This is a genomic window from Mesorhizobium sp. WSM4848, assembly GCF_055811375.1.
This window is the reverse complement of sequence record NZ_JBVVPX010000005.1, coordinates 211,594-232,307: the sequence shown is the minus strand read 5'-3', so window position 1 is coordinate 232,307 and position 20,714 is coordinate 211,594. Positions and strand designations below refer to the sequence as shown.

Sequence of the window (20,714 nt, the reverse complement as noted above, 5' to 3'; positions counted from 1 at the left end):
TCGCGCGGATAACCCGTGCCTAAAAGAGCACTTTCGATATCCGTCCTCGAAAAATCGTCGCCGATATAAAGCAGGCGGCAGGCATGTTCCTTCGCCACTTCATAGGCGAAACAGTCACCGAAATTGAGCGCGGCCGGGTGAATCCCCTTTCCCCATTTTGCGTAGGCCTCGGCGATGCGACGCGCAGAGGCCGGCGTCACCGCCGCAATTTCGAAACCAAGCCTGTCGATCAGGCTAGACAGCTCTTCGCCGACATTGCGCCGCGCCGCGACGATCAGCGATTCGGCCACGGTGCCGGCGGATATCAGGATGTCGTCTTCGGCCTCGAGCGCCGCGATGCAGACATCAGCCTCCGGCTCGTCAAGAACGATCGCCATCAGCGCCGAGGTATCGACCACGATCATTCGGGCAGGCCATCATCGCCATAGAGGAAATCCTGACTTCGCGCAGCAGATGGCCCATCCTTCGCCCTCGCGGCGCCGGATGCCCGCATCGCCTCCAGCAATGCCCGACGGCTTTTTCTGTCCGGCACTGCCCTGACCGGAACCAGCCGCACGGCTGCATGACCGTGACGGGTCAGAATGATCTCGTCACCTGCCTCGGCCCGACGCACCAATTCTGTCAGCTGTCCCTTGGCGTCTGTAACGGATACCTGCATCGGCGCTCTCCTCTTTGGACCATCCTCTGGTCCATATTTGCCGTGAAAATAGACCATTCGATGGTCCATTACAACGGCCAAAGAGGGACGGCGATTATCAGTGAGCGCGGTTGCCAGTGCCGTATACGCGACTGGCGACCTCTCGTTGAAGGCAAGCTCGCCGGGAAGAGAACCCCAACCGCCTCATCTCCCGGCGAGCCTACAACCTGATTTGGAACGCAATCAGGACCGGGGTTAGCCGGCAAGCTTGCATGTGCAAGAGAGATGCCAGTCAACGTTTCCCGAAATGGGACACCGCCCGGAGCTTCTTTCCTTCTCCCCTTGTTGTGCCTTGTTGTGCAGGGCTGTCCGGGGAAAGTTTTGAGTGAATCGAAATGCCACATGTGCATGCCCCGTAAAACGGGGCTCAATACTTGTTCGGGCGGCGGAAAATGCACACCATCGACAAGCCGCCACCGGTCAATCCAAGCCGACCAAGAGACCGAGTCTCTCCCCCAATCAGAGGGCCTTCATATATGAATAACTTTCCCCGGACAGCCCTGCTTGTTGGGAGAAGGGAAGTTCTCCACCGGCTAAATCTCGAACTCGCCCTGGCCCTCATCCATGGCGCTGACGGTTTCGGCGGCGAGCGCCCTTGTGATCGGTGTCTTGCGCTCCAGTGCCGTGCGGTCGAGCCGCTCGACCACGCGCATTGCGGTGGCCAGCGAGCGTTCGATGCGGCGCACCAGATATTGCACGACATGCGGCTCGACTTCGACCTGGCGGTCGGCGAACAGTTTGGTGATGACACCGGCCAGCAAGAGATCGTCGGGCTCGTGGATCTCGACCGCCGCCGCCGCCTTCAGCCGCGATGCGAGGTCGGGGAGCCTGACACCCCAGGCGGACGGAAAGCGCCGCGCGGTCAAGAGCAAGGTCGAGCCGGCCGCGCGCACCGTGTTGATCAGGTGGAACAGCCCCTCTTCGTCGACCGGACCGGCATCGACATCGTCGATCAGGGCCGGCCGCGCACCGAGGCTCGCCATGCAGTCGCCGATCCGCCCGGCGCCGACCTTCACTGCGCCGGCGCGGGCGCGCCAGATCGACGCCAGATGGGTTTTTCCAGAGCCTGCGGGGCCGGCGAGCACGACCACCGGCGACGGCCAGTCCGGCCAGCGATCGACCAGCGCCACCGCCTGGCTGTTGGTGCCGGAGACGACGAGTTCGTCGCGCGAATAGCCGGTGCCGTGGCCGAGATCGAGCGGCAACTGGCGCGGCGGGTCGATCTTTTTGTCCGGCATCTAGCTCAACTGCGCGGCCCACCGCTCCCGCGGCGACGCGCCGGCAGCGGCGGCACAGGTTCGGTGTTGTGGCCCTTGTAGAGCGGCGACTCGAGATAGCGGGCGATGGCAAAGCGCACCAGGACGGCAACGGCGGCCGAGGCCGGCACGGCGATCAGCAGGCCGACGAAGCCGAACAGCGCGCCGAAGGCAAACAGCGAAAACATCAGCCACACCGGATGCAGGCCGACGCTTTTGCCCACCAGCCTCGGCTGCAGGATGTTGCCCTCGATGAACTGGCCGACGAAGAACACGCCGGCCACCGCCGCGACCATGGTCCAGTCCGGCCAGAACTGGACGAAGGCGACGCCGACGGCCAGCACCAGCCCGGTCAGCGAGCCGACATAGGGGATGAAGGAGATCAGCCCGGCGAACAGGCCGATGAGGATGCCGAAATTCAGACCGGTCAGAGTCAGCCCGGTGGCGTACATGGCGCCCAGTACCAAGCACAGCGTGCCCTGGCCGCGCACGAAGCCGGCGGTGGCGGTGTTGATGTCGTTGGCGATTGCCCTGACGGTCTGGACATAATCGCGCGGCACCCAGCTGTCGACAATCGCCACCATGCGATCCCAGTCGAGCAGCATATAGAAGGCGACGACAGGCGTGACGACGAACAGGCTGACCACCGAGACCAGCGCCACGCCGGAACTCCAGATCGAGGTGAACACCGCGGTCAGCAGGCCGAAGCCGGAGGTCAGCAGCGAGTTCAACCCTTCGCGCAGGCCATTGGCGTCGACGCCGAATTTCTCTTCCAGCCATCTCGGATCGAAGCTGGTGATCAGGCTCTGCAGCCGGGTCAGGTATTCCGGCAGCTTGCTGGCGAAATCGGCCATCTGCGAAGCCAGCACCGGAATGAGGATGACGAAGGCCAGCACCAGAACGACGATGAAGGCAAACAGGATGACAATCGTCGCCATCAGCCTGGACAGGCCGAGCCGCTGCAGCCGGTCGGCGACCGGGTCGAGGAAGTAGGCGAGCACCATGCCGGCGACGAACGGCAGCAGGATGCCGCTGAAGACATAGAGGAAGATCGCGAGGATGATGGCGCTGATCAGCCAGAAGCGGATTTGGCGGCGAAACACGCCAGACGCGGCCGCATCGGCAGCCGCAGCTTCGGCTGCCGCGTCGATGTTCTGGTCAGGTATCCGGTTTGGAGCCTTCGCCATAGCCGCTCATATGCCTCAGCCAAGCCACGAGATAGGCCGCGGCCGAAGCCACGGTCAAGACCCCGGACAGCAATATGAGCACCGGCCTGAGCGGATCGAGATCGATGGCGAGGGCTAGTTCGCCCAGCACCACCGCCGCCAGCCCGATCTGGACGGCAGTGTTGGCCTTCGACACGAACAGCGGCTTCATCTCGACCGGGTGGGTCATGACGGTGGACAGAACGACGGCACAGACGATCAGCGCATCGCGCGACACCATGGTGACGACCAGCCACAGCGGCAATTCACCGATGAAGCCCAGCACCACGAACACCGAGACCAGCAGCAATTTGTCGGCCATCGGATCGAGATAGGCGCCAAGCTGCGAAAACTGGTTGAAATGGCGGGCGATGAAGCCGTCGACGCCGTCGGAAATGCCGGCGATCAGGAAGCCGGCGAAAGCCCAGTCCCAGCGCGCCTGCAGCATCGCCAGCACCACCCCCGGCACCAGCACGAAACGCATGATCGTGATCATGTTGGGGATGGTCAAACGCATGTCCCGTCGCTTCTGTTTTGATGATACATGATAGAGACGAGAGGCTACGGCAAGTGAGAGCGACGCTGAAGCTGGCAATCTCCGCTCGTGCGAAGAGATTGGCTGTCTTCAAGGCCTTCGCCAATCGCCAATGTTGGAGATTTGCCTGAAGCCTCTGTCCACGATTTTGTGATGCCGAAAGTGACTGAGCCAGCCGTTATCCTTGCGAGGCGCAGCCGTTCATGCGAAGAGCCCCGGAAAGCAGGAAAGAGTGATGAGCAAGCGCAAGAACGGGCTCACCTATGCCGAGGCGGGTGTCGACATCGATGCCGGCAACCTCATGGTCGAGAAGATCAAGCCGCTGGTGCGCGCGACCCGCCGGCCGGGCGCCGATGGCGAGATCGGCGGCTTTGGCGGCCTGTTCGACCTCAAGGCTGCCGGCTTCAACGACCCGGTGCTGGTGGCCGCCAATGACGGCGTCGGCACCAAGCTGAAGATCGCCATCGATGCCAGCAAGCACGACACGATCGGCATCGACCTCGTCGCCATGTGCGTCAACGACATCGTCGTGCAGGGCGCCGAGCCATTGTTCTTCCTCGACTATTTCGCCACCGGCAAGCTCGACCCCGACCAGGGTGCGGCGATCGTCGGCGGCATCGCCGAGGGCTGCCGGCAGGCCGGATGCGCGCTGATCGGCGGCGAGACGGCGGAAATGCCCGGCATGTATCACGGCAACGACTACGACCTCGCCGGCTTTGCCGTGGGCGCGGCCGAACGCGGCCAGTTGCTGCCGACCGACGACATCGTCGAGGGCGACGTGCTGTTGGGGCTGGCCTCGTCGGGCGTGCATTCAAACGGCTTTTCGCTGGTCCGCCGCATCGTCGCCACCAGCGGCCTTGCGTGGACCGATCCAGCGCCCTTCAACGATGAAGCCACGCTGGCCGAGGCGCTGCTCGAGCCGACCCGCATCTATGTCAAGTCGATCCTCAAGGCGATCCGTAACACGCATGGCATCAAGGCGCTGGCCCATATCACCGGCGGCGGTTTCCCGGAAAACATCCCGCGCGTCCTGCCGAAGGATTTTTCGGCCGAACTCGACCTCGACGCCATCGAGGCGCCGGCGGTGTTCTCATGGTTGGCCAAGACCGGCGGCGTGGCGCCCGAAGAGATGATGCGCACCTTCAACTGCGGCGTCGGCATGATCCTCGCCGTCGCCTCCGGCCAGGCGGCACAGGTCGCGGCCGTGCTGCAGGAGGCCGGCGAGACGGTGACGCCGATCGGCCGCATCGTGCCGCGCCGCGACGCCGGCGTGATCTATCGGGGCACGATCGGCCTATGAGCATTCGCAAACGCACCGTCGTGCTGATTTCGGGACGCGGCTCCAACATGACGGCGCTGATCGCCGCGGCCACCAATCCGGGCTATCCGGCCGAGATCGTCGGCGTCATTTCCGACCGGGCCAATGCCGCCGGTCTCGGTATCGCGGCGGCGCGCGGCATTGCCACCAAGGTGATTTCGCGGGCCGACTATAGCAGCAAGGAAGCGCATGACGGGGCAATCGACGCCGCACTTGCCTCGTTTGGCGCCGAGATCGTGGCGCTGGCCGGTTATATGCGCATTCTCGGCGCGCGCTTCGTCGAGAAATGGCTGGGCCGGATGATCAACATCCACCCTGCCCTGCTGCCCGCCTTCAAGGGGCTGGATACGCATGCGCGCGCCTTGCGCGCAGGCATGCGCATCCATGGCTGCACGGTGCATTTCGTCACGCTGGACATGGATGACGGCCCGATCATCGCCCAGGCCGCCGTGCCGGTCATGGTCGGCGACAATGAGGACATGCTCGCCGCGCGCGTGCTGAGGGCCGAGCACCGGCTTTATCCGCTGGCGCTCGGGCTGGTCGCCGAAGGCAAGGCGCGGATGGAAGGCGGCCGCACCGTGCTTGCCCACTTCGCCGACGATGCCGACAACAGCACCTCCGTGATCATGGCGCCCGATCCGCTGCGCGAGGAGACCGACCTCGAGCATCTGGCGCGCATCACGCCATGAGGCTCATCCTTGAAGATGGTAGCAATTATTGCTACCATCTTGGCAAGGAGACAGGTTGATGGCGACAGTCGAAAAAGTCAGCGTGGCGCTTTCGCCGGAACTGCTCGACATGGTCAAGAGCGCGGTGGCCAGCGGGCAATACGGTTCGGCAAGCGAAGTGATCCGCGAGGCGCTCCGCGAATGGCGCCTTCGTCAACCCTTGCGCGAGGCGGAAGCGCAACGGCTGCGGAAAGCCTGGACGGAAGGGCTGGAGAGCGGCCCGTTCGCACCTTTCGACATCGAGGACATCAAGCGGAGGGCCCGCGGCCGGCTCGTCGACGACGTCAAGAAATAGCTCATGGCCGGCATGCCGATCATCCGCAGCCCGGCGGCGGAAAATGATCTTATCGATATCTGGCTTGCTATCGCCGAGGACAGCCCGCGAGCCGCCGATCATTTTCTGAATGTCATCGCCGAGCGCATCCTTCAGCTTGCCGCCTTTCCCGAGTCGGGGCCGCGTAGACCAGATATCGCTCGCGGAGCGCGCGCATTGACGATCGGCAACTATCTCGTGCTCTATCGCCTGACCGAACAGCAAATCGAGATCGTCCGTGTCGTCCATGGCGCGCGCGACGTCTCGACGCTATTTTGATCGCGGGCTTTTCAATGGGTGCTTTTGATAGCGCAATCCGGACAACAAGCGATTTGGCCGGCGTTTTCGAGTATGATGAGGCAGAAAATCCAACGAATGCCACGGCATACTTCTATCTGTATCGAATCGAGGACGGGCGAACAGGTTCTGTCATCGATGCAATTCACATTCGATCGGGCGATTGGGCCATTACTGAAGCAGACATTTCGGTCAGGTGGGACAAGGATGGGCGACCTTTGATACCGTCATGGGCACAAAACATGGCGGCGGATATGGGAAAGACTTTCAGCCCGACATTCCTTGGTCTTAGATTGAACTCATGAAGCAACTTCTTGTTCTGCGTCACGCCAAGTCGAGCTGGGACGATCCTGACCTCATCGACTTCGACCGGCCGCTTTCCGGGCGCGGGCTGAAGGCCGCCCCGCTGGTCGGGCGCGAACTGGCCAGGCAGGGGTGGCTGCCCGATCTGGCGCTGGTGTCGCCGGCGCTGCGCAGCCGCGACACGTGGCGGCTGGTTTCGGCGGAATTGCCGGCGAAAACGCCGGCCAAATTTCTCCAGGCGCTCTACGAGGCCAGCGCGGCAGACGTTCTCGCCAAGGTCCGGCAGGCAAAAGCGGCAACAAGCAGCCTCTTGGTGCTCGGCCATAATCCCGGCCTGGAGGAATTCGCGCGCCGACTTGCCGGCGCCGGGTCGGATGCCGCGGCACTCAAAAAGCTTGAAGAAAAATTCCCGACGGCGGCTCTTGCCCGCTTCCTTTTCGACGGTGACTGGGCACGGTTGGCCCTCGGCGACGCGCGGCTGACGCACTGCGTTTGGCCAAAGGATCTGCGCTAAACGAGAGCTGTGACTTGATAAGCAAGAACGGCGGGCCAAGGCCCGCCGTTCGTTGCGTTCCGAAGCTTCAGGGCTTAGCGGCGGCCCCAGTTGCCCCGGCCTGATTGAGGCGCGGCGGACTGATCCGTGCCTGACTCGGACGTCGCATTGGTGTTGACAGCGTTGTGCTCGGTCGGGAGCAGCTTGCGGATCGAGCCCGTGAACGTGTTGTCGACATTTCCAACAGCCGCATTGCCAACAGGCGCGGCCGGCTGGTTGACGCCGTCCGAACCATAGTGGTCGCTGCCGGCAAAGGCGCTGCCTGTGGCAATGAGGATGGCGGCAGCGGTGAGAGCTATCTTGGTCATTCAGGTACTCCAGTACTTTCATACTTTCAGTGTTGTTGTCCGTCTGGTGGCGTGCCTTGGGAGGATTTCGCGTCGCTCGGACCACCCGGAGGTGGGTTGGCCCTGCAGCAGTTTCCAATCACAAAGATGTTCCGGCCACGCCCTGAAGCGGCTGCTTGAAATCCGCCATAAGGCTTCCTTCGCCATAATTTTTCTCATCAACTTCAATAGGTTATGCTCGCCTGCCGCGTCGCGCGGCCATTTGCTGAGCCGGCGTTCACTCTTTCTTGCACGATCCGTCAACAGAAACGAACCGATCGGTTCGATTTTCTGCTGACGCGCAAGTGCGTTCGCAGATTTACCGCTCTAGACGTGCACGTCGCCAAAAGAGAGCTCGCCGTCGTCGCTCACAGTCAGGAACGCCGTGACCAGCAGGCAGGCATAGAAGGCGGCAACCAGCACAACGATGACCAAACCGGGAATGGGCCCCAGAGCAGCGCCGGCAACCGCCTCGCGCACCGAACTGACGAAGTCGATGCGGACACCTTCGGTGAGAAGACTGGGGGTGGACAGTTTCGGGACCCAGGCCAACAGCAGGATCAGCAGCATGTGGATGTAGTTTCGACGCAGACGCCGCGCCAACGCCGCTCGCTGCGAAATGAGGAATTTTGGAGTGCGCAGACTTTCGCCGACGACCAACAGCCAATCGGACGCGAAATCCGGCTGCGGCGAGAATATCTGCGCGAAATAGTGCCGTTCGAACTGGCGCACGCGGGCCCGGTAAACGTCGAAGAAGCGATATCGCCGCGCTTCTATCCACAGCAGCAACAGGACAAGCAGCATGGCAAAAAGCAGCACGCCGTGATGGGCGCTGGCCGTCGAAAGCGAGATCGACAACATTGCCGCGACGACCGTTATCGCCCAATTGCTCGTCCGGTCCAGGCGGTCGCGCCACCCCGTCATGCGCAGAATCTCGGCGCGATGAAAGTGCGCCATCGTGGTCACGAGTTCGCCGGGCGAAAGCGTCCTTCCAACCGGGGCCGGCGCTGCCAACGCTTCTGCCATCACCATGTCTCCACCGCCACGCAAAAACGGCTGGTCGGCTATATCGTTCCGACGCTTCAATTGGCCGGGCGCAGCCACACCTTGTTGTCGTGGAACGCCGCACCGCCATAGGGCGCCGGCGCGTCGGCGCCGGTCAGGACGTTGATGCCCTCGCCGCGCTCATGGGCGCTGTTGGGCCATATGCCTTCGGCCACCACGACGCCGCGCTTGACGCCGTCGAACAATCTTGCGTGCAGCACAACTTCGCCGCGCGCATTGCCGATCTCGACGCGGTCGCCATTGGCCAGCCCGTAGGCTGCCGCATCGTCCGGATGCAAAAGCAGTTCCGGCCGGCCCTCCTTGGCCTTCGACACCGGCGTCTCGGAAAAAGTCGAGTTGAGGAAATTGCGCGCCGGCGAGGTGGCCAGCCGGAACGGATGCGCCGCATCCGCCACCTCGATCAGATCGACGTGATCGGGAAATTCCGGCAGACTTGCCACCGGCCCAAACAGGCCCATGCTTTTCGGCGGCCGGTTGGGCGCCGCCTGCCCGGTCCAGTCGGCGCGAAAGCGGAATTTTCCGTCCGCGTGGCCGAAGCCGTCGATAAAATGCGCCGCCGCGAAATCCGGCTGCAAATCGACCCATTTTTTGACCCTGAGGCTGGAAAAACTGCCCAGCCCGCGCTTGCCCAAAATGATGTCGATATGCTGCTGCTCGGTCATACCGAAGCCAGGCCTGTCGCCAACACCAAGCCTTTTGCCGAGTTCCTCGATGACGAAGTGGTTGCTGCGCGGTCCTTCCGGCGGGTCGATCAGCTTCGGTCCGAGCGTGATGTGCTGGTTGCCGCCGCCCTTGTAGACATCGTCATGCTCTAAAAACATCGTCGCCGGCAGCACGACATCTCCGAGTTTTGCGGTGTCGGTCATGAACTGCTCGTGCACGCAGGAAAACAGGTCGTCGCGCAAAAAACCCTGCTTCACCAGCCGCTGCTCCGGCGCGACATTGACCGGATTGGTGTTCTGGATCAGCAGCGCCGTCACCGGCGGGCCGCCATAGAGCGCATCCTCAGCGCCGGTCAGCACCGGGCCGATGCGCGAATGGTCGAGATGGCGGATCGCGGGGTCGCGCATCCGCGTGCCTTCCAGCAGTTCCTGGTTCAGCTTGAAGATGCCCGAATTGGAATGGAAGGCGCCGCCACCCTCATATTGCCAGCAGCCGGTGACCGCGGCGATCGAGGCGGCGGCATGCATGTTGACCGAGCCGTTGCGCTGGCGCGAAAAACCGTAGCCGAGGCGGAAATAGGTTTTCTTGGTCGTGCCGACGAGACGGGCGAAGGCTTCGATCTCATCGACGGAAAGCCCGGTGATATCAGCCGCCCATTGCGGCGTCCTCGTCTGAAGATGCGCTTCCAGACCGTGCGGATCGTCGGTGTATTTTTCCAGATAGCCGCGGTCGGCCATGCCGTCACGAAACAGCACATGCATCACCGCGCAGGCCAGCGCGCCGTCGGTGCCGGGCTTCAGCACCAGGCCGAGATCGGCCTGCTTCATCGTCGCGTTCTCGTACACATCGATGACGACGATTTTTGCGCCGCGTTCCTTGCGCGCCTTGATCGCGTGGGTCATGACATTGACCTGGGTGACCACGGCATTGGTGCCCCAGATCACCACGCAGTCGGACTTGGCCATCTCGCGCGGGTCGGGACCGCGCAGCGCGCCGGCGCCCATCATCCAGCCGGTCCAGGCCAGATTGGTGCAGATCGACCCGAAGAAGCCGGAGTACCTTTTCGCATGGCGCAACCGCTCGATGCCGTCGCGCTGCACCAGCCCCATCGTGCCGGCATAGTAATAAGGCCAGACCGTCTCCGAGCCGTGTTTTGCCTCGGCCGCGATGAATTTTTCGGCGACCAGGTCGAGTGCGGCCTCCCAACTCGCTTCCTTCCAAAGGCCCTCACCCTTGGCGCCGGCACGGATCAGCGGCTTCAGCAAGCGGTCGGGATGATGGACGCGGTCGGCATAGCGGGCGACCTTGGCGCAGATAACGCCAGCCGTGTAGCTGTTGGCCTTGGCGCCATGAACGCGGCCGATGCGCTTGCCGTCGAGCAGCTCGACCTCGAGCGCGCAGGTCGACGGGCAATCATGCGGACAGGCCGAATGGCCGATCCTGAGCTTGGCGTGCTGATTCATGGGGGCAGACTAGTCGGTTGCGAAAGCGGCGTGTAGGGCCAGATGCAGCGCTAACTTGCTTCTCCTTGCCGAGGCAAGCTGAAAATCTGGCGACCACCAGCGCGGAGCCGTTAGAACTGCGTCGTCAACGCCGTCAGCCACTCGGGCGAAGCGTTGACGAGTGCGGTTTCCAACGCCTTGTCGAACCCAGACAGAATCGCGGCGGCGGTCATCACCAGCAAGACGCCTAACGCGACCTTCAGCCCGCTGCCGGCGCCGGCGATGTGGCTGCGCCAACTCAGCAAGGTCGCGCGGGACAGTAGTCCGAGGATCAGCAACGGCACGGCAGCACCGAGACCAAACAGGACCATGGTGACCCCAACCTGGCCAAGGTCTTGGCCCTGCGCTGCAAGGACGGAAGCGGCACCGAGAGTCGGACCAACGCAAGGGCTCCACACCGCGCCGAGCAGCAGACCGACGCCGAACTGCCCCCAAAGGCCAACGGAGGAAAAGCCGCCAAACCGCTGCTCGACCCAGTTGCCGGCCGGACCGGCCGCAAGCGCGATATGCGCCTGGAATGCCGGCACGATCAATATCGTGCCGAGGACGAGCATCAGAACTGCGGCGGCGCTGCGAAAGACACCGCCGTCAAGCCCGACGGAGAACCCGATCGTGGCGACGAAAAGCCCTATGGCCGTGAAGGATATGGCAAGTCCTGCGGCCAGTGCGATGGGGCCATAGCGATGCTGACTGACGGCAGCACCGAGCACGACCGGGATCAGCGGCAGCACGCATGGCGACAGCGTCGACAGCACCCCGGCCAGGAACGAAAATATGAAGCCGAGTAGCATCGCCGCCGCTCAGATCGTTTTATCAAGCAATTGCTTGATGGCATCCGCCTTGGTCACGCCAACGAGCCGACCGACTTCCGTTGCGCCCTTGAAGGTGATCAGCGTGCTCTGCATCCGCGCACCAAGAGCCCGAACAACCTCTTTTTGGGAATCGAAATCGACTTCGAAAACGACCAGGTTTGCGTGCTCGGGCGCAGGCAACAACTGGCCGAGCACCCGCTTCTGCGCCTTGCAAATCGGACACCAACTGGCGGTGATCTCGACCAGGATCGGTTTGCCTGCCTTTTGCGCCTTTTCGAAGGCCTGCCGTGTGTAGGCCATGCGGCTGGCAGCCAGCGCCGCCGGAGCCGAGGCGAGGCCCGATATTGCGGTCAGGCCGATGAGGAAGGTGCGACGGTCTAGCATTCTTGACTCCTGAAGGTGTCGGCGGGCAAGTAATCCCGCCATGGCGGACATGAGGATACGGTCCGTTGTTCGCGCCAGTGACGGCGAACGTTACAGGCTCACGGTAATGTTACCGAGGCCGCCCATCGCTTGTGTCCACGTGCATTCGACGCCGTCAGCAGCCATCAGGTGCTCACGCCAAGCGCACCAGTGGCTTCAGCAAGCGCTCGGGATAATGGACGCGGCGGCGTAACGGGCGACCTTGGCGCAGATGACGCCTGATGTATACGTATTGGCCTTGGCGCCGTGGACGGGGCCGATGCGCTTGCTGTCGAGCAGTTCGACCTCGAGCGCGCAGGTCGACGGGCAATCATGCGGACAGGCCGAATGGCCGATTCTGAGGTCGGGTTGGTGATTCATGAGGCCAAACTAGCCGTTTATGGCGGCGTCGTGTAGGGCCAGATGGGCCTTCCCTTCTCCCCTTGTGGGAGAAGGTGGCCGAGCGGAGCTCGGCCGGATGAGGGGTGCTCCAGCTTGGCACCGACCGCACTCCGTCCAACACCCCTCTTCTGGCTCGGCGCTACGCGCCGATCCACCTTCTCCCACAAGGGGAGAAGGCAGAGGGCGTCGCGCTACTCCGCCGTGCCTTCCTCATACTCCGCCGACATCGACAGCCATTTTTCCTCTTGGCCGGCGAGCGTCTGGGCCAGTTGCGAGCGCTCCTTGGCCAGCCGTGTCGCCGTTGACGGGTCCTTTTCATAGACCGCCGGATTGGCGAGCTCGTCCTCGATCAAGTCGATGCGCTTGCGGATGCGGTCCATCAGCGCTTCGGTGGCGCGGATCTCCTTTGCCAGCGGCTCGAAGGCGGCGCGACGCGCTGCCGCATCGCGGCGGCGGTCGGCCTTCGAGGCCTTTTCGGCCTCGCGCTTGCCGCGGCGGTCGCCTGACACGCCGGTGACCAGCGTCTTGTAGTCATCGAGGTCGCCGTCAAAAGGATTGACCGTCCCGTCCTTGACCAGCCACAGCCGGTCGGCCGTCGCCTCGAGCAGATGGCGGTCGTGCGAGATCAGGATGACGGCGCCGGGAAATTCGTTCAGCGCATGGATCAGCGATTCACGGCTGTCGATATCGAGATGGTTGGTCGGTTCGTCGAGGATGAACAGGTTTGGCCCCTCGAACGCCGACAGGCCCATCAAGAGCCGCGCCTTCTCGCCACCCGACAGGTCCTTGGCGGCGGTGTTCATCTTCTCGGTGGTCAGGCCGAACTGGGCGACGCGGCCGCGCACCTTCGATTCCGGTGCTTCCGGCATCAGCCGGCGGACATGCTCATAGGCGTTTTCACTCGGCCTGAGATCGTCGAGCTGATGCTGGGCGAAGATCGCCACCTTCAGGCCGGGTGCTACCGTCATGGTCCCGGTCTCCTGCTTCAGGCGGCCGGACAGCAATTTGGCGAAGGTCGACTTGCCGTTGCCGTTGGCGCCGAGCAGCGCGATACGGTCGTCGGCATCGATGCGCAGCGTCATCTTCTTCAGGATCGGCTCACCCTCGACATAGCCGACATTGACGTTGTTGAGCGCAATGATCGGCGACGCCACAGTCTTCACCGGCTCGGGAAAGGAGAACGGCCGCACGTTGTCGTTCACAATCGCGGCGATCGGCTTCATCTTCTCCAGCGCCTTGATGCGCGACTGCGCCTGTCTCGCCTTGGAAGCCTTGGCGCGGAAGCGCTCGACGAAGGACTCCATGTGCTTGCGCGCGGCTTCCTGCTTGACCCTGCCCTTCTCCTGCAATTCGCGCTGCTCGGTGTTTTGGCGCTCGAACTGGTCGTAGCCGCCGCGCCAGAAGGTCAGCTTCTTCTGGTCGAGATGGACGATCGAGTTGACGGCGCGATTGAGCAGGTCGCGGTCGTGCGAGATCAGCAGCACCGTGTGCGGATATTTCGACACGTAGTTTTCCAGCCACAGCGTGCCTTCGAGGTCGAGATAGTTGGTCGGCTCATCGAGCAGCAGCAGATCGGGCTCGGCAAACAGCACCGCGGCGAGTGCGACGCGCATGCGCCAGCCGCCGGAGAACGACGAGGCCGGCCGCCGCTGGGCATCGTCGTCGAAGCCGAGGCCGGCGAGGATGGTGGCGGCCCGCGACTCTGCCGAATGGGAGTCGATATCGGCCAGCCGCATGTGGATGTCGGCGATGCGGTGCGGATCGGTCGCCGTCTTTTCCTCATCGAGCAATGCGGAGCGTTCGAGGTCGGCCTTGAGCACGATCTCGATCAGCGGCTCCTCGGTGCCGGGAGCCTCCTGCGCCACCTGGCCGATGCGCGTGTTCTTCGGCAGGCCGATCGAGCCGGTCTCGGAGGCGAGGTCGCCGGTGATCGCCTTGAACAAAGTCGTCTTGCCGGTGCCGTTGCGACCGACAAGCCCTGCCTTGCTGCCGGCCGGCAAGGTCAGCGAGGCATGGTCAAGAAGCAGGCGTCCGGCCATGCGGAGCGAAAGGTCGTTAATGATCAGCATGGCCGCGCTTTTGCACGGGACGTCAGCGCTTCGCAAGACCTCGAGCGGCGGTTGGCCGCATAACGCATGAAAATGGCCACCAGCGACAGGTTGCCCGGTGCCGCGGGCGGAGAAAGAAGACGATTGATCCGATCGCCGGCCTCAACGGATCAAACGGACCAGCTCCGGCTGGGCCGGGAACCGGCTGACGATGGCGTGGCGCCTGGCGAGCATCGGCTTCTCACAGCCGAAACTGCGCATTTGTCAGGTAATTGCCGGTGCAAAGGCGGCGTCTTCCGCTATCGCGTCATGACGCAAAGGCAAGACTCAGCTATGTCTAGGTGTGCGGCGGACCTGATACCCGCCTGGCCGGCGTCATCGCTCCCCTCCCAAGCGGCGCCGGCCATCTTTCCCTCAGGCTTCCATCACTGCGCCGGCGGCGTGCCGGGTTGATCATCGCCTGGCGTCGAGTTGGGCGCTGGGTCGACCTGCGGGTTTTGATCGGCGCCGGGAGCCTTTGTCGGTGGAATGTTGTTGTCGCAGGCAGCGGTTGCCAGCGCTGCGGCCAAAACGAGCCAGGTCGGGGCCAGCAAAATTGAGAGCTTGTTCATCGCAACCTCCTGTCACCGGGCAAACGAGACGATGCCGATTTGGTTGCACGCTCGGGCAGAGCTTTGGGCGTTTTGGAACCCGGGGAACAAAACGAGAGAGGGGGAACAAAACGCGCGCTCCTCGGTTGGTCCACACCAATGGAGAAAATCATGATCCGTCTGCTCATAGCCGGGGCCGCCGTCTATGTGGCCTACCGCATAGTCAGGGAAATCGTCGACGAGGTGCCCGACGACTTCGATCCGCTGTTGCCGCCGCCTGCCGATGACGACAAGTCGCTGCCGCGGCAGTCGGCGGCGATGGGCGTAGAGCCGCAGCGCTAGTTTCGGTTCGGTCGCGCGTACGAAAGCGTTGCGAACAAAGCAGAAACGATGCTTGATGGGCAATGAACCTCGCTGCCCGTGATTCGACCTTCCGGCCTGCCTATCTCGCGAAGCTGAATGCCGAGCAGTGCGTTGCCGTCGAGCATGGCGACGGCAAGGTCGCCGGGCCGCTGCTGGTGATCGCCGGGGCCGGCTCCGGCAAGACCAGCACGCTGGCGCATCGCGTCGCGCATCTGATCGTCAGGGGCGCCGACCCCAGGCGCATCCTTTTGATGACGTTTTCGCGTCGCGCCGCATCGGAATTGGCCAAGCGGGTCGAGCGCATCGCCGGCGAGGTGCTCGGCCGCGATGCATCCGTCATCACCGATGCTCTCACCTGGGCCGGCACGTTTCACGGCATCGGTGCCAGGCTACTGCGCGACTACGCGCTGGAGATCGGCCTCGATCCGGCCTTCACCATCCACGACCGTGAGGATTCGGCCGACCTGATGAACCTCGCCCGGCACGAACTCGGCTTCTCGAAAACCGAAGGCCGTTTTCCGACCAAGGGCACCTGCCTGGCGATCTATTCGCGTGCCGTCAACGCGCAGGCGCCGCTCGGCGAAGTTTTGGGTTCGGTGTTTCCCTGGTGCGCGGGGTGGGCAGAACAGCTTAAGGCGCTGTTCGCCCGATATGTCGAGGCCAAGCAGGCGCAGAACGTGCTCGATTACGACGACCTGCTGCTCTACTGGGCGCAGATGGCCGGCGAGCCGGAGATATCGGCGCATCTGGGTGGACGTTTCGACCATGTGCTGGTCGACGAATACCAGGACACCAACCGGCTACAGGCCTCGATCCTCGCGGCGCTCAAGCCGGACGGATCCGGGCTGACGGTGGTCGGCGACGATGCACAGTCGATCTATTCGTTTCGCGCCGCCGAAGTGCGCAACATCCTCGACTTTCCAAAACAGTTCGCGCGGCCGGCCGAGATCGTCATGCTGGAGCGCAACTACCGCTCGACCGCGACCATCCTGGCCGCCGCCAATGCGGTGATCGGCGAGGCCTCGGAGCGCTTTACCAAGAACCTCTGGTCGGAGCGCAAATCGACCGAAAAGCCGAAGCTGGTCAGCGTCCGCGACGAGGCCGAGCAGGCGGGTTACGTCTGCCAGGCGATCCTGACCGAGCGCGAGGCCGGCACGGCGCTGAAGGCGCAGGCCGTGCTGTTTCGCGCCTCGCACCACAGCGGGCCGCTGGAGATCGAGCTGACGCGCCGCAACATCCCGTTCGTCAAGTTCGGCGGGCTGAAGTTCCTCGACGCCGCCCATGTCAAGGACGTGCTGGCGGTGCTGCGCTTCGCCGAGAACCCGCGCGACCGCGTCGCCGGCTTTCGCGTGCTGCAGCTTTTGCCCGGCATCGGCCCTTCGGCGGCTTCGCAGATCGTCGACACCATGGCGACGTCGCTCGACGAAGCGATGGGGCTGGCGCGCTACCGGCCGCCGCAACGCACCGCCGACGACTGGCCGGGCTTCGTCGCACTGTTCTCGCAGTTGCGCGCCGGGTCGGGAAAATGGCCTGTTGACCTCGAACAGGTCAGGCTCTGGTATGAGCCGCATCTCGACCGCATCCACGAGGACCCAACGACGCGCCGGGCCGATATTCTGCAGCTCGAACAGATCGCCTCGGGCTATGCCTCGCGCGAGCGTTTCCTCACCGAGCTGACCCTCGATCCGCCGGATGCGACCAGCGACGAGGCTGGGCCGCCGCATCGCGACGAGGACTATCTGATCCTGTCGACCATCCATTCTGCCAAGGGCCAGGAATGGAAGAACGTCTTCGTGCTCAACACCGTCGACGGCTGCATCCCGATCGACCTCGCCGTCGGCTCGAAGGAGGATATCGACGAGGAGCGCCGCCTGCTCTACGTGGCGATGACGCGGGCCAAGGACGGCCTGCACCTGGTCATGCCGCAGCGCTTTTTCGTCCACGGCCAGGCGGCGCGCGGCGATCGCCATGTTTACGCCTCGCGCACCCGCTTCATCCCGGCCTCGATCCTCGGCGCCTTCGAACAGACATCGTGGGCAAGCGTCCAGGCCAAGGATGATCCGCGCCGCCAGCCGCAAGTGCGCGTCGACCTTGGCGCCCGCATGCGCGACATGTGGAAATAGGCCGCCTCTTCGGCACGACGCTCATGCCACGGAGCTTGGTGGCGAAAACCAAATTGCGGCAACAGGGAACCTGATGCCGCAATCCGCGTTTCTGGGCGTCCTACCCCCCGGTCGGAGAGCGGCGTCCGCCCGTCACCTCCGCCCAATTCAAGAGGCCAGAATGCACGACACGACATTTTTCACCCCGGTCGCCGTAACGGTCGGCGCCGGCCATAAGCGCATGATCGTTTCGCTCTTCGACATGCATGAGTTCCTGACCGAGTTCCCGCCATCGCGGCGACGCCTGAGCTATGGCGCGGCGGTGAAGGCATGCGAGGCGGCACGCGCCGGCGAGATCTCGCCCGAAGCCGCGCGCGACGCCTTGATCACTTTCGCGGCGGCGGCAGGCATTCTCTGGCCTTCGGCGCAGCCGGCAGTCTCGGTCAAGCCGATCGCCCGCGGCCAGGGCGGATACGCCGCCTGACTGGCCAGGCCTCTTTTTGCGACTGTGGCCCGCCGAAGATGCTGTTCGTCTTCGACGGGTTTTCCTGTCAATTCGATCCGGATAATCCCAAATCAGGCATAGGCGCGGCCCTCTTCGCTGCGCTGGAACAGCGTCAGGTCGAGCGGCACCGAAGGCCGGCCGAGAATGGTCAGGATCGCGTGCGCCTGGCCGCGGTGATGGGTCTGGTGGTTGAAGAAATGATCAAGCGCCGGCGCCAATCGCTGCGAGACGGTGCGCATGTCGGAGACGGTCATGTAGGAGAAGCGGCCGGACAAAGCCTTGTCGCTTAACGCCCCAACCCAGTCGATGATCCTTTTGTCTTCGGCCTCGCGCGCCAGCCGCAAGCCCGGCAGGGCGCGGTGCAGGATCGTGTCGAGCCTGGCCGGCGCGTCGCCCTCGCCGGTAAAGCGCCTCATCCAGATGCGATCGGCAGTCAGAACATGGTTGAGCGTGCCCATCATCGAGCCGAAGAAGACCCCGACGTTGCGGTGAAAATCTTCCTCGTCGAGATCGGCGGCGGCATCGTAGATGCGGCTATTGGCCCATTGATTGTAGGCTGCAAACATCATGAAGTGCTGTTTCATCGTTTTCTCCGGCCGGCGAGACCCCGTTTCGGGTGCTTACCGCAAGGCCCGAAACGTCGCTCTAGTAGACCGCAAGGAAGCTGCCGCCAATGACCATTCTGCTCTATGACCTCGTCGGACGCGATGGCGCCCGTCCGTTCAGCCCGCATTGCTGGAAGGCGACGATGGCGATTGCCCACAAGGGGCTCGATATCTCAACCGTGCCGACACGCTTTCTCGAAGTGCCCACCGTTGAAGGCGGCGTTTCAAAACTCGTTCCGGTGATCCGCGACGGCGAGAAGGTGGTCGCCGATTCTTTCGCCATCGCGCTCTATCTCGACGAGGCCTATCCAGAGCGACCGACATTGTTTTGCGGCGGCGGCGGCAAGGCGATGGCGCGCTTCGTCGAACGCTGGTCGCAACTGACCATCCACCCCTATGTCACCACTGCGGCGATCATGGACCTGCACGCCATGCAGGACGAGGCCAATGCCGCCTATTTTCGCCAAAGCCGCGAGCAACGCTTCGGCAAGAGACTGGAAGAGGTGGTGGCGGCGCGGGACGCCGGCCTTGGTGCCTTCCGTGCCTCGCTGGAACCATTGCGCTCGATGCTTGCCTATCAGCCGTTCATCGGCGGCCAATCACCGCTGTTTGCCGACTACATCGTCTTCGGCGCGCTGCAATGGGCGCGCGTTGCTTCGCCCTACCGTTTGCTCGACGACAGCGATGTGGTGGCGCAGTGGTTCGAACGCTGCCTCGACCTGCATGATGGGCTCGGCCGCGAGGTGGCGGCGGCCGCATAGGGGGGTAAGGGAGTAGGGGAGTAGGTTAGTAGGGAGTGACGAAGCAGCCTCGGCGCGCATGCCTACTCCCCCTACCGCCCTACTGCCCTACTGCCCTACTGCCCTACCGCCCTACTGCCCTACTGCCCTACTGCCCTACTCCCCTACTCCCCTACTCCCTTTAGCAAAGGCAGCACGACACCATGACGTCAGGCCCGGAATTCCCAGACGATTTTCGCGCCGAGCTGGTCAATCTCTTCCAGTGGCGGCGGGACGTCAGGCGATTCAAGCCGACGCCGCTCCCCGAAGGCGCGCTGGAGCGGCTGCTTGACGTCGCCAGCATTGCGCCCTCGGTCGGGCTGAGCCAGCCCTGGCGTTTCGTCATGGTCGAGAGTGCAGAGTGCCGCGCCGCCGTCAGGGCCTGCTTTGAGCGCTGCAATGCGGAGGCGCTCGCATCGTTCTCGGGTGAGCGCGCCGCGCTCTATGCGCGCCTGAAGCTCGCCGGCTTGAATGAAGCGCCCTGCCAATTCGCGGTTTTCGCCGACCGCGCGACAGAACAGGGGCATGGGCTCGGCCGCCTGACCATGCCCGCGACCATCGAATATTCGGCGGTGATGGCGATCCACACCTTTTGGCTGGCGGCGCGCGCGGAAGGAGTTGGCATGGGCTGGGTCTCGATCCTCGATCCGGCCGAAATGGCGACGATCCTGGACGCGCCGCCGGAGTGGACGCTGATCGGTTACTTCTGCGTCGGCTACCCGAGCGAGAACCACAGCGTGCCGGAACTGGAACGGGAGGGCTGGGAAGTCCGGCGCGCTTCGATGGTGATAAGGCGGTAGCGCAACGGCGACGCTGGCATCCTCTCTTGCAGGGGAAGAATGGCTCCTCCATGCAGGGAAGAATGGATATCATGGATGTTTTCGCCAATCGCCGGCGTTGCCAACAAGGCACTATGGCGAGGCCACCGGTGACAGCCTTGATCTGAGGAAGGGCACAAAATGTTTCGCTACGACGTGCAGGCCGAGATCTGGGTCTATCCAGGCAAGGGCGGCTGGCATTTCGTGACGCTGCCGCCGGAACTTGGGGCACGGATCAAGACGGCGACGGCGGGCATGGCACGGCCCTGGGGTTCGCTTGGCGTGGAAGCCGTCATCGGCCAGACCAGATGGCGGACATCGCTGTTTCCCGACAAGAAATCCGGCAGCCTGCTGTTGCCGATCAAGACGGCGGTGCGGGTCCGCGAAGGCCTTCGGGCTGGCGACACGGCCAAGCTGACGATCGAGATGCAGTTATGAAAACATTGGTTCGGGCTGACGGCGATGCGCTATGCGGCGCAGAAATGCGCGCCGCGCCAGCCTCCCCTTGGCAAGCCGGCGGGCGGCTT

Annotated in this window: 24 protein-coding genes and 2 pseudogenes; 12 read left to right on the top strand and 14 right to left on the bottom strand. The window is 63.6% G+C overall.

All coding sequences use genetic code 11. From position 1 onward, the window contains the following. Window positions 1–23 precede the first annotated feature (23 nt). The 5 genes and pseudogenes from AC0L16_RS07945 to AC0L16_RS07925 all read right to left on the bottom strand — a co-directional run. Window positions 24–404: pseudogene (locus tag AC0L16_RS07945) on the bottom strand (type II toxin-antitoxin system VapC family toxin); the annotation flags it as partial. Continuing rightward, entirely contained in the window at window positions 401–658 is a 258-nt protein-coding gene (locus AC0L16_RS07940; RefSeq protein WP_473620002.1) for a type II toxin-antitoxin system Phd/YefM family antitoxin, read from the bottom strand. The gene AC0L16_RS07940 and the pseudogene AC0L16_RS07945, both read right to left, overlap by 4 nt. Window positions 659–1,230: 572 nt before the next feature. Then, window positions 1,231–1,935 carry a DnaA regulatory inactivator HdaA gene (hdaA, locus tag AC0L16_RS07935; RefSeq protein ID WP_473620001.1) on the bottom strand — a complete coding sequence of 235 codons (705 nt, stop codon included), beginning with the start codon at window positions 1,933–1,935 and terminating at the stop codon, window positions 1,231–1,233. Between the two features lie 5 nt (window positions 1,936–1,940). Beyond that, entirely contained in the window at window positions 1,941–3,140 is a 1,200-nt protein-coding gene (locus AC0L16_RS07930; RefSeq protein WP_473620000.1) for an AI-2E family transporter, read from the bottom strand. After that, window positions 3,112–3,669, bottom strand: a complete 558-nt coding sequence (locus AC0L16_RS07925; protein ID WP_473620028.1) for a CDP-alcohol phosphatidyltransferase family protein — start codon at window positions 3,667–3,669, stop codon at window positions 3,112–3,114. Before AC0L16_RS07925 ends, AC0L16_RS07930 begins: the two co-directional genes overlap by 29 nt. 259 nt (window positions 3,670–3,928) lie before the next feature. Between AC0L16_RS07925 and purM the strand changes: the two genes are divergently transcribed. The 6 genes from purM to AC0L16_RS07895 are packed head-to-tail and all read left to right on the top strand — an operon-like array spanning window position 3,929 to window position 7,166. Continuing rightward, a complete protein-coding gene (gene purM / locus AC0L16_RS07920; protein ID WP_473619999.1) occupies window positions 3,929–4,993 on the top strand; it encodes a phosphoribosylformylglycinamidine cyclo-ligase in 1,065 nt (354 codons plus the stop codon). Next, window positions 4,990–5,700, top strand: coding sequence for a phosphoribosylglycinamide formyltransferase (gene purN / locus AC0L16_RS07915; RefSeq protein WP_473619997.1), 711 nt, complete (start codon window positions 4,990–4,992; stop codon window positions 5,698–5,700). The genes purM and purN overlap by 4 nt, the downstream gene beginning before the upstream one ends. Window positions 5,701–5,758: 58 nt before the next feature. Further along, window positions 5,759–6,034: a type II toxin-antitoxin system ParD family antitoxin gene (locus tag AC0L16_RS07910; protein WP_473619996.1), complete on the top strand. Its 276-nt coding sequence runs from the start codon at window positions 5,759–5,761 to the stop codon at window positions 6,032–6,034. Window positions 6,035–6,037: 3 nt separating this feature from the next. Then, window positions 6,038–6,331, top strand: coding sequence for a type II toxin-antitoxin system RelE/ParE family toxin (locus tag AC0L16_RS07905; RefSeq protein ID WP_473619995.1), 294 nt, complete (start codon window positions 6,038–6,040; stop codon window positions 6,329–6,331). 14 nt (window positions 6,332–6,345) lie between these two features. Then, complete coding sequence (locus AC0L16_RS07900; protein ID WP_473619994.1) at window positions 6,346–6,654, top strand: hypothetical protein; 309 nt, start codon at window positions 6,346–6,348, stop codon at window positions 6,652–6,654. Further along, entirely contained in the window at window positions 6,651–7,166 is a 516-nt protein-coding gene (locus AC0L16_RS07895; RefSeq protein WP_473619993.1) for a SixA phosphatase family protein, read from the top strand. The genes AC0L16_RS07900 and AC0L16_RS07895 overlap by 4 nt, the downstream gene beginning before the upstream one ends. A gap of 74 nt (window positions 7,167–7,240) precedes the next feature. Here AC0L16_RS07895 and AC0L16_RS07890 read toward each other — a convergent pair whose 3' ends face one another. From AC0L16_RS07890 to AC0L16_RS07855, 8 genes and pseudogenes are all read right to left on the bottom strand, one after another. Beyond that, a complete protein-coding gene (locus AC0L16_RS07890; RefSeq protein ID WP_473619992.1) occupies window positions 7,241–7,513 on the bottom strand; it encodes a DUF680 domain-containing protein in 273 nt (90 codons plus the stop codon). Between the two features lie 345 nt (window positions 7,514–7,858). Continuing rightward, on the bottom strand, window positions 7,859–8,557 hold the full coding sequence (locus AC0L16_RS07885) for a DUF2270 domain-containing protein (protein WP_473619991.1): 699 nt from the start codon (window positions 8,555–8,557) through the stop codon (window positions 7,859–7,861). A 56-nt stretch (window positions 8,558–8,613) separates the two neighbouring features. Further along, window positions 8,614–10,722 carry a molybdopterin-containing oxidoreductase family protein gene (locus AC0L16_RS07880; RefSeq protein WP_473619989.1) on the bottom strand — a complete coding sequence of 703 codons (2,109 nt, stop codon included), beginning with the start codon at window positions 10,720–10,722 and terminating at the stop codon, window positions 8,614–8,616. Between the two features lie 110 nt (window positions 10,723–10,832). Then, window positions 10,833–11,552, bottom strand: coding sequence for a cytochrome c biogenesis CcdA family protein (locus tag AC0L16_RS07875; protein WP_473619988.1), 720 nt, complete (start codon window positions 11,550–11,552; stop codon window positions 10,833–10,835). A gap of 9 nt (window positions 11,553–11,561) precedes the next feature. Beyond that, window positions 11,562–12,008, bottom strand: coding sequence for a thioredoxin family protein (locus tag AC0L16_RS07870; protein ID WP_473619987.1), 447 nt, complete (start codon window positions 12,006–12,008; stop codon window positions 11,562–11,564). Window positions 12,009–12,138: 130 nt separating this feature from the next. Beyond that, a pseudogene (locus tag AC0L16_RS07865) lies at window positions 12,139–12,356 on the bottom strand (molybdopterin oxidoreductase family protein); the annotation flags it as partial. Window positions 12,357–12,568: 212 nt separating this feature from the next. Beyond that, the gene (locus AC0L16_RS07860; protein ID WP_473619985.1) at window positions 12,569–14,446 is read right to left on the bottom strand and encodes an ABC-F family ATP-binding cassette domain-containing protein; all 1,878 of its coding nucleotides are present in this window, start codon (window positions 14,444–14,446) and stop codon (window positions 12,569–12,571) included. Window positions 14,447–14,850: 404 nt separating this feature from the next. Next, complete coding sequence (locus tag AC0L16_RS07855; protein ID WP_473619984.1) at window positions 14,851–15,036, bottom strand: hypothetical protein; 186 nt, start codon at window positions 15,034–15,036, stop codon at window positions 14,851–14,853. Between the two features lie 150 nt (window positions 15,037–15,186). Here AC0L16_RS07855 and AC0L16_RS07850 point away from each other — a divergent pair, with 150 nt between their 5' ends. The 3 genes from AC0L16_RS07850 to AC0L16_RS07840 all read left to right on the top strand — a co-directional run bounded on the left by AC0L16_RS07850 (window position 15,187) and on the right by AC0L16_RS07840 (window position 17,964). Further along, window positions 15,187–15,357 (top strand): hypothetical protein, encoded by a 171-nt coding sequence (locus AC0L16_RS07850; RefSeq protein WP_202363386.1) that lies wholly within the window; start codon window positions 15,187–15,189, stop codon window positions 15,355–15,357. Between the two features lie 62 nt (window positions 15,358–15,419). Beyond that, the gene (locus tag AC0L16_RS07845) at window positions 15,420–17,501 is read left to right on the top strand and encodes an ATP-dependent helicase (protein ID WP_473619983.1); all 2,082 of its coding nucleotides are present in this window, start codon (window positions 15,420–15,422) and stop codon (window positions 17,499–17,501) included. A 160-nt stretch (window positions 17,502–17,661) separates the two neighbouring features. Beyond that, window positions 17,662–17,964, top strand: a complete 303-nt coding sequence (locus tag AC0L16_RS07840; protein WP_473619981.1) for a DUF982 domain-containing protein — start codon at window positions 17,662–17,664, stop codon at window positions 17,962–17,964. Window positions 17,965–18,056: 92 nt separating this feature from the next. Here AC0L16_RS07840 and AC0L16_RS07835 read toward each other — a convergent pair whose 3' ends face one another. Beyond that, window positions 18,057–18,569, bottom strand: a complete 513-nt coding sequence (locus tag AC0L16_RS07835) for a DinB family protein (RefSeq protein WP_473619980.1) — start codon at window positions 18,567–18,569, stop codon at window positions 18,057–18,059. Window positions 18,570–18,658: 89 nt separating this feature from the next. Here AC0L16_RS07835 and AC0L16_RS07830 point away from each other — a divergent pair, with 89 nt between their 5' ends. The 3 genes from AC0L16_RS07830 (at window position 18,659) to AC0L16_RS07820 (ending at window position 20,625) form a co-directional block, all read left to right on the top strand. Further along, complete coding sequence (locus AC0L16_RS07830) at window positions 18,659–19,351, top strand: glutathione S-transferase family protein (RefSeq protein ID WP_473619979.1); 693 nt, start codon at window positions 18,659–18,661, stop codon at window positions 19,349–19,351. 182 nt (window positions 19,352–19,533) lie between these two features. Then, window positions 19,534–20,169, top strand: coding sequence for a 5,6-dimethylbenzimidazole synthase (gene bluB / locus AC0L16_RS07825; RefSeq protein ID WP_473619978.1), 636 nt, complete (start codon window positions 19,534–19,536; stop codon window positions 20,167–20,169). Window positions 20,170–20,328: 159 nt separating this feature from the next. After that, window positions 20,329–20,625 (top strand): DUF1905 domain-containing protein, encoded by a 297-nt coding sequence (locus AC0L16_RS07820; protein WP_473486729.1) that lies wholly within the window; start codon window positions 20,329–20,331, stop codon window positions 20,623–20,625. Window positions 20,626–20,714: the final 89 nt, after the last annotated feature.

Coding starts and splice junctions, on each gene's coding strand:
- AC0L16_RS07850 (WP_202363386.1), top strand. CDS start 15,187: ATGATCCGTCTGCTCATAGCCGGGGCCGCCGTCTATGTGGCCTACCGC.
- AC0L16_RS07855 (WP_473619984.1), bottom strand. CDS start 15,036: ATGAACAAGCTCTCAATTTTGCTGGCCCCGACCTGGCTCGTTTTGGCC.
- AC0L16_RS07900 (WP_473619994.1), top strand. CDS start 6,346: ATGGGTGCTTTTGATAGCGCAATCCGGACAACAAGCGATTTGGCCGGC.
- hdaA (WP_473620001.1), bottom strand. CDS start 1,935: ATGCCGGACAAAAAGATCGACCCGCCGCGCCAGTTGCCGCTCGATCTC.
- AC0L16_RS07940 (WP_473620002.1), bottom strand. CDS start 658: ATGCAGGTATCCGTTACAGACGCCAAGGGACAGCTGACAGAATTGGTG.
- AC0L16_RS07875 (WP_473619988.1), bottom strand. CDS start 11,552: ATGCTACTCGGCTTCATATTTTCGTTCCTGGCCGGGGTGCTGTCGACG.
- AC0L16_RS07905 (WP_473619995.1), top strand. CDS start 6,038: ATGGCCGGCATGCCGATCATCCGCAGCCCGGCGGCGGAAAATGATCTT.
- AC0L16_RS07890 (WP_473619992.1), bottom strand. CDS start 7,513: ATGACCAAGATAGCTCTCACCGCTGCCGCCATCCTCATTGCCACAGGC.
- AC0L16_RS07830 (WP_473619979.1), top strand. CDS start 18,659: ATGACCATTCTGCTCTATGACCTCGTCGGACGCGATGGCGCCCGTCCG.
- AC0L16_RS07835 (WP_473619980.1), bottom strand. CDS start 18,569: ATGAAACAGCACTTCATGATGTTTGCAGCCTACAATCAATGGGCCAAT.
- bluB (WP_473619978.1), top strand. CDS start 19,534: ATGACGTCAGGCCCGGAATTCCCAGACGATTTTCGCGCCGAGCTGGTC.
- AC0L16_RS07845 (WP_473619983.1), top strand. CDS start 15,420: ATGAACCTCGCTGCCCGTGATTCGACCTTCCGGCCTGCCTATCTCGCG.
- AC0L16_RS07840 (WP_473619981.1), top strand. CDS start 17,662: ATGCACGACACGACATTTTTCACCCCGGTCGCCGTAACGGTCGGCGCC.
- AC0L16_RS07885 (WP_473619991.1), bottom strand. CDS start 8,557: ATGGCAGAAGCGTTGGCAGCGCCGGCCCCGGTTGGAAGGACGCTTTCG.
- AC0L16_RS07820 (WP_473486729.1), top strand. CDS start 20,329: ATGTTTCGCTACGACGTGCAGGCCGAGATCTGGGTCTATCCAGGCAAG.
- AC0L16_RS07895 (WP_473619993.1), top strand. CDS start 6,651: ATGAAGCAACTTCTTGTTCTGCGTCACGCCAAGTCGAGCTGGGACGAT.
- AC0L16_RS07860 (WP_473619985.1), bottom strand. CDS start 14,446: ATGCTGATCATTAACGACCTTTCGCTCCGCATGGCCGGACGCCTGCTT.
- AC0L16_RS07870 (WP_473619987.1), bottom strand. CDS start 12,008: ATGTCCGCCATGGCGGGATTACTTGCCCGCCGACACCTTCAGGAGTCA.
- purM (WP_473619999.1), top strand. CDS start 3,929: ATGAGCAAGCGCAAGAACGGGCTCACCTATGCCGAGGCGGGTGTCGAC.
- purN (WP_473619997.1), top strand. CDS start 4,990: ATGAGCATTCGCAAACGCACCGTCGTGCTGATTTCGGGACGCGGCTCC.
- AC0L16_RS07910 (WP_473619996.1), top strand. CDS start 5,759: ATGGCGACAGTCGAAAAAGTCAGCGTGGCGCTTTCGCCGGAACTGCTC.
- AC0L16_RS07930 (WP_473620000.1), bottom strand. CDS start 3,140: ATGGCGAAGGCTCCAAACCGGATACCTGACCAGAACATCGACGCGGCA.
- AC0L16_RS07880 (WP_473619989.1), bottom strand. CDS start 10,722: ATGAATCAGCACGCCAAGCTCAGGATCGGCCATTCGGCCTGTCCGCAT.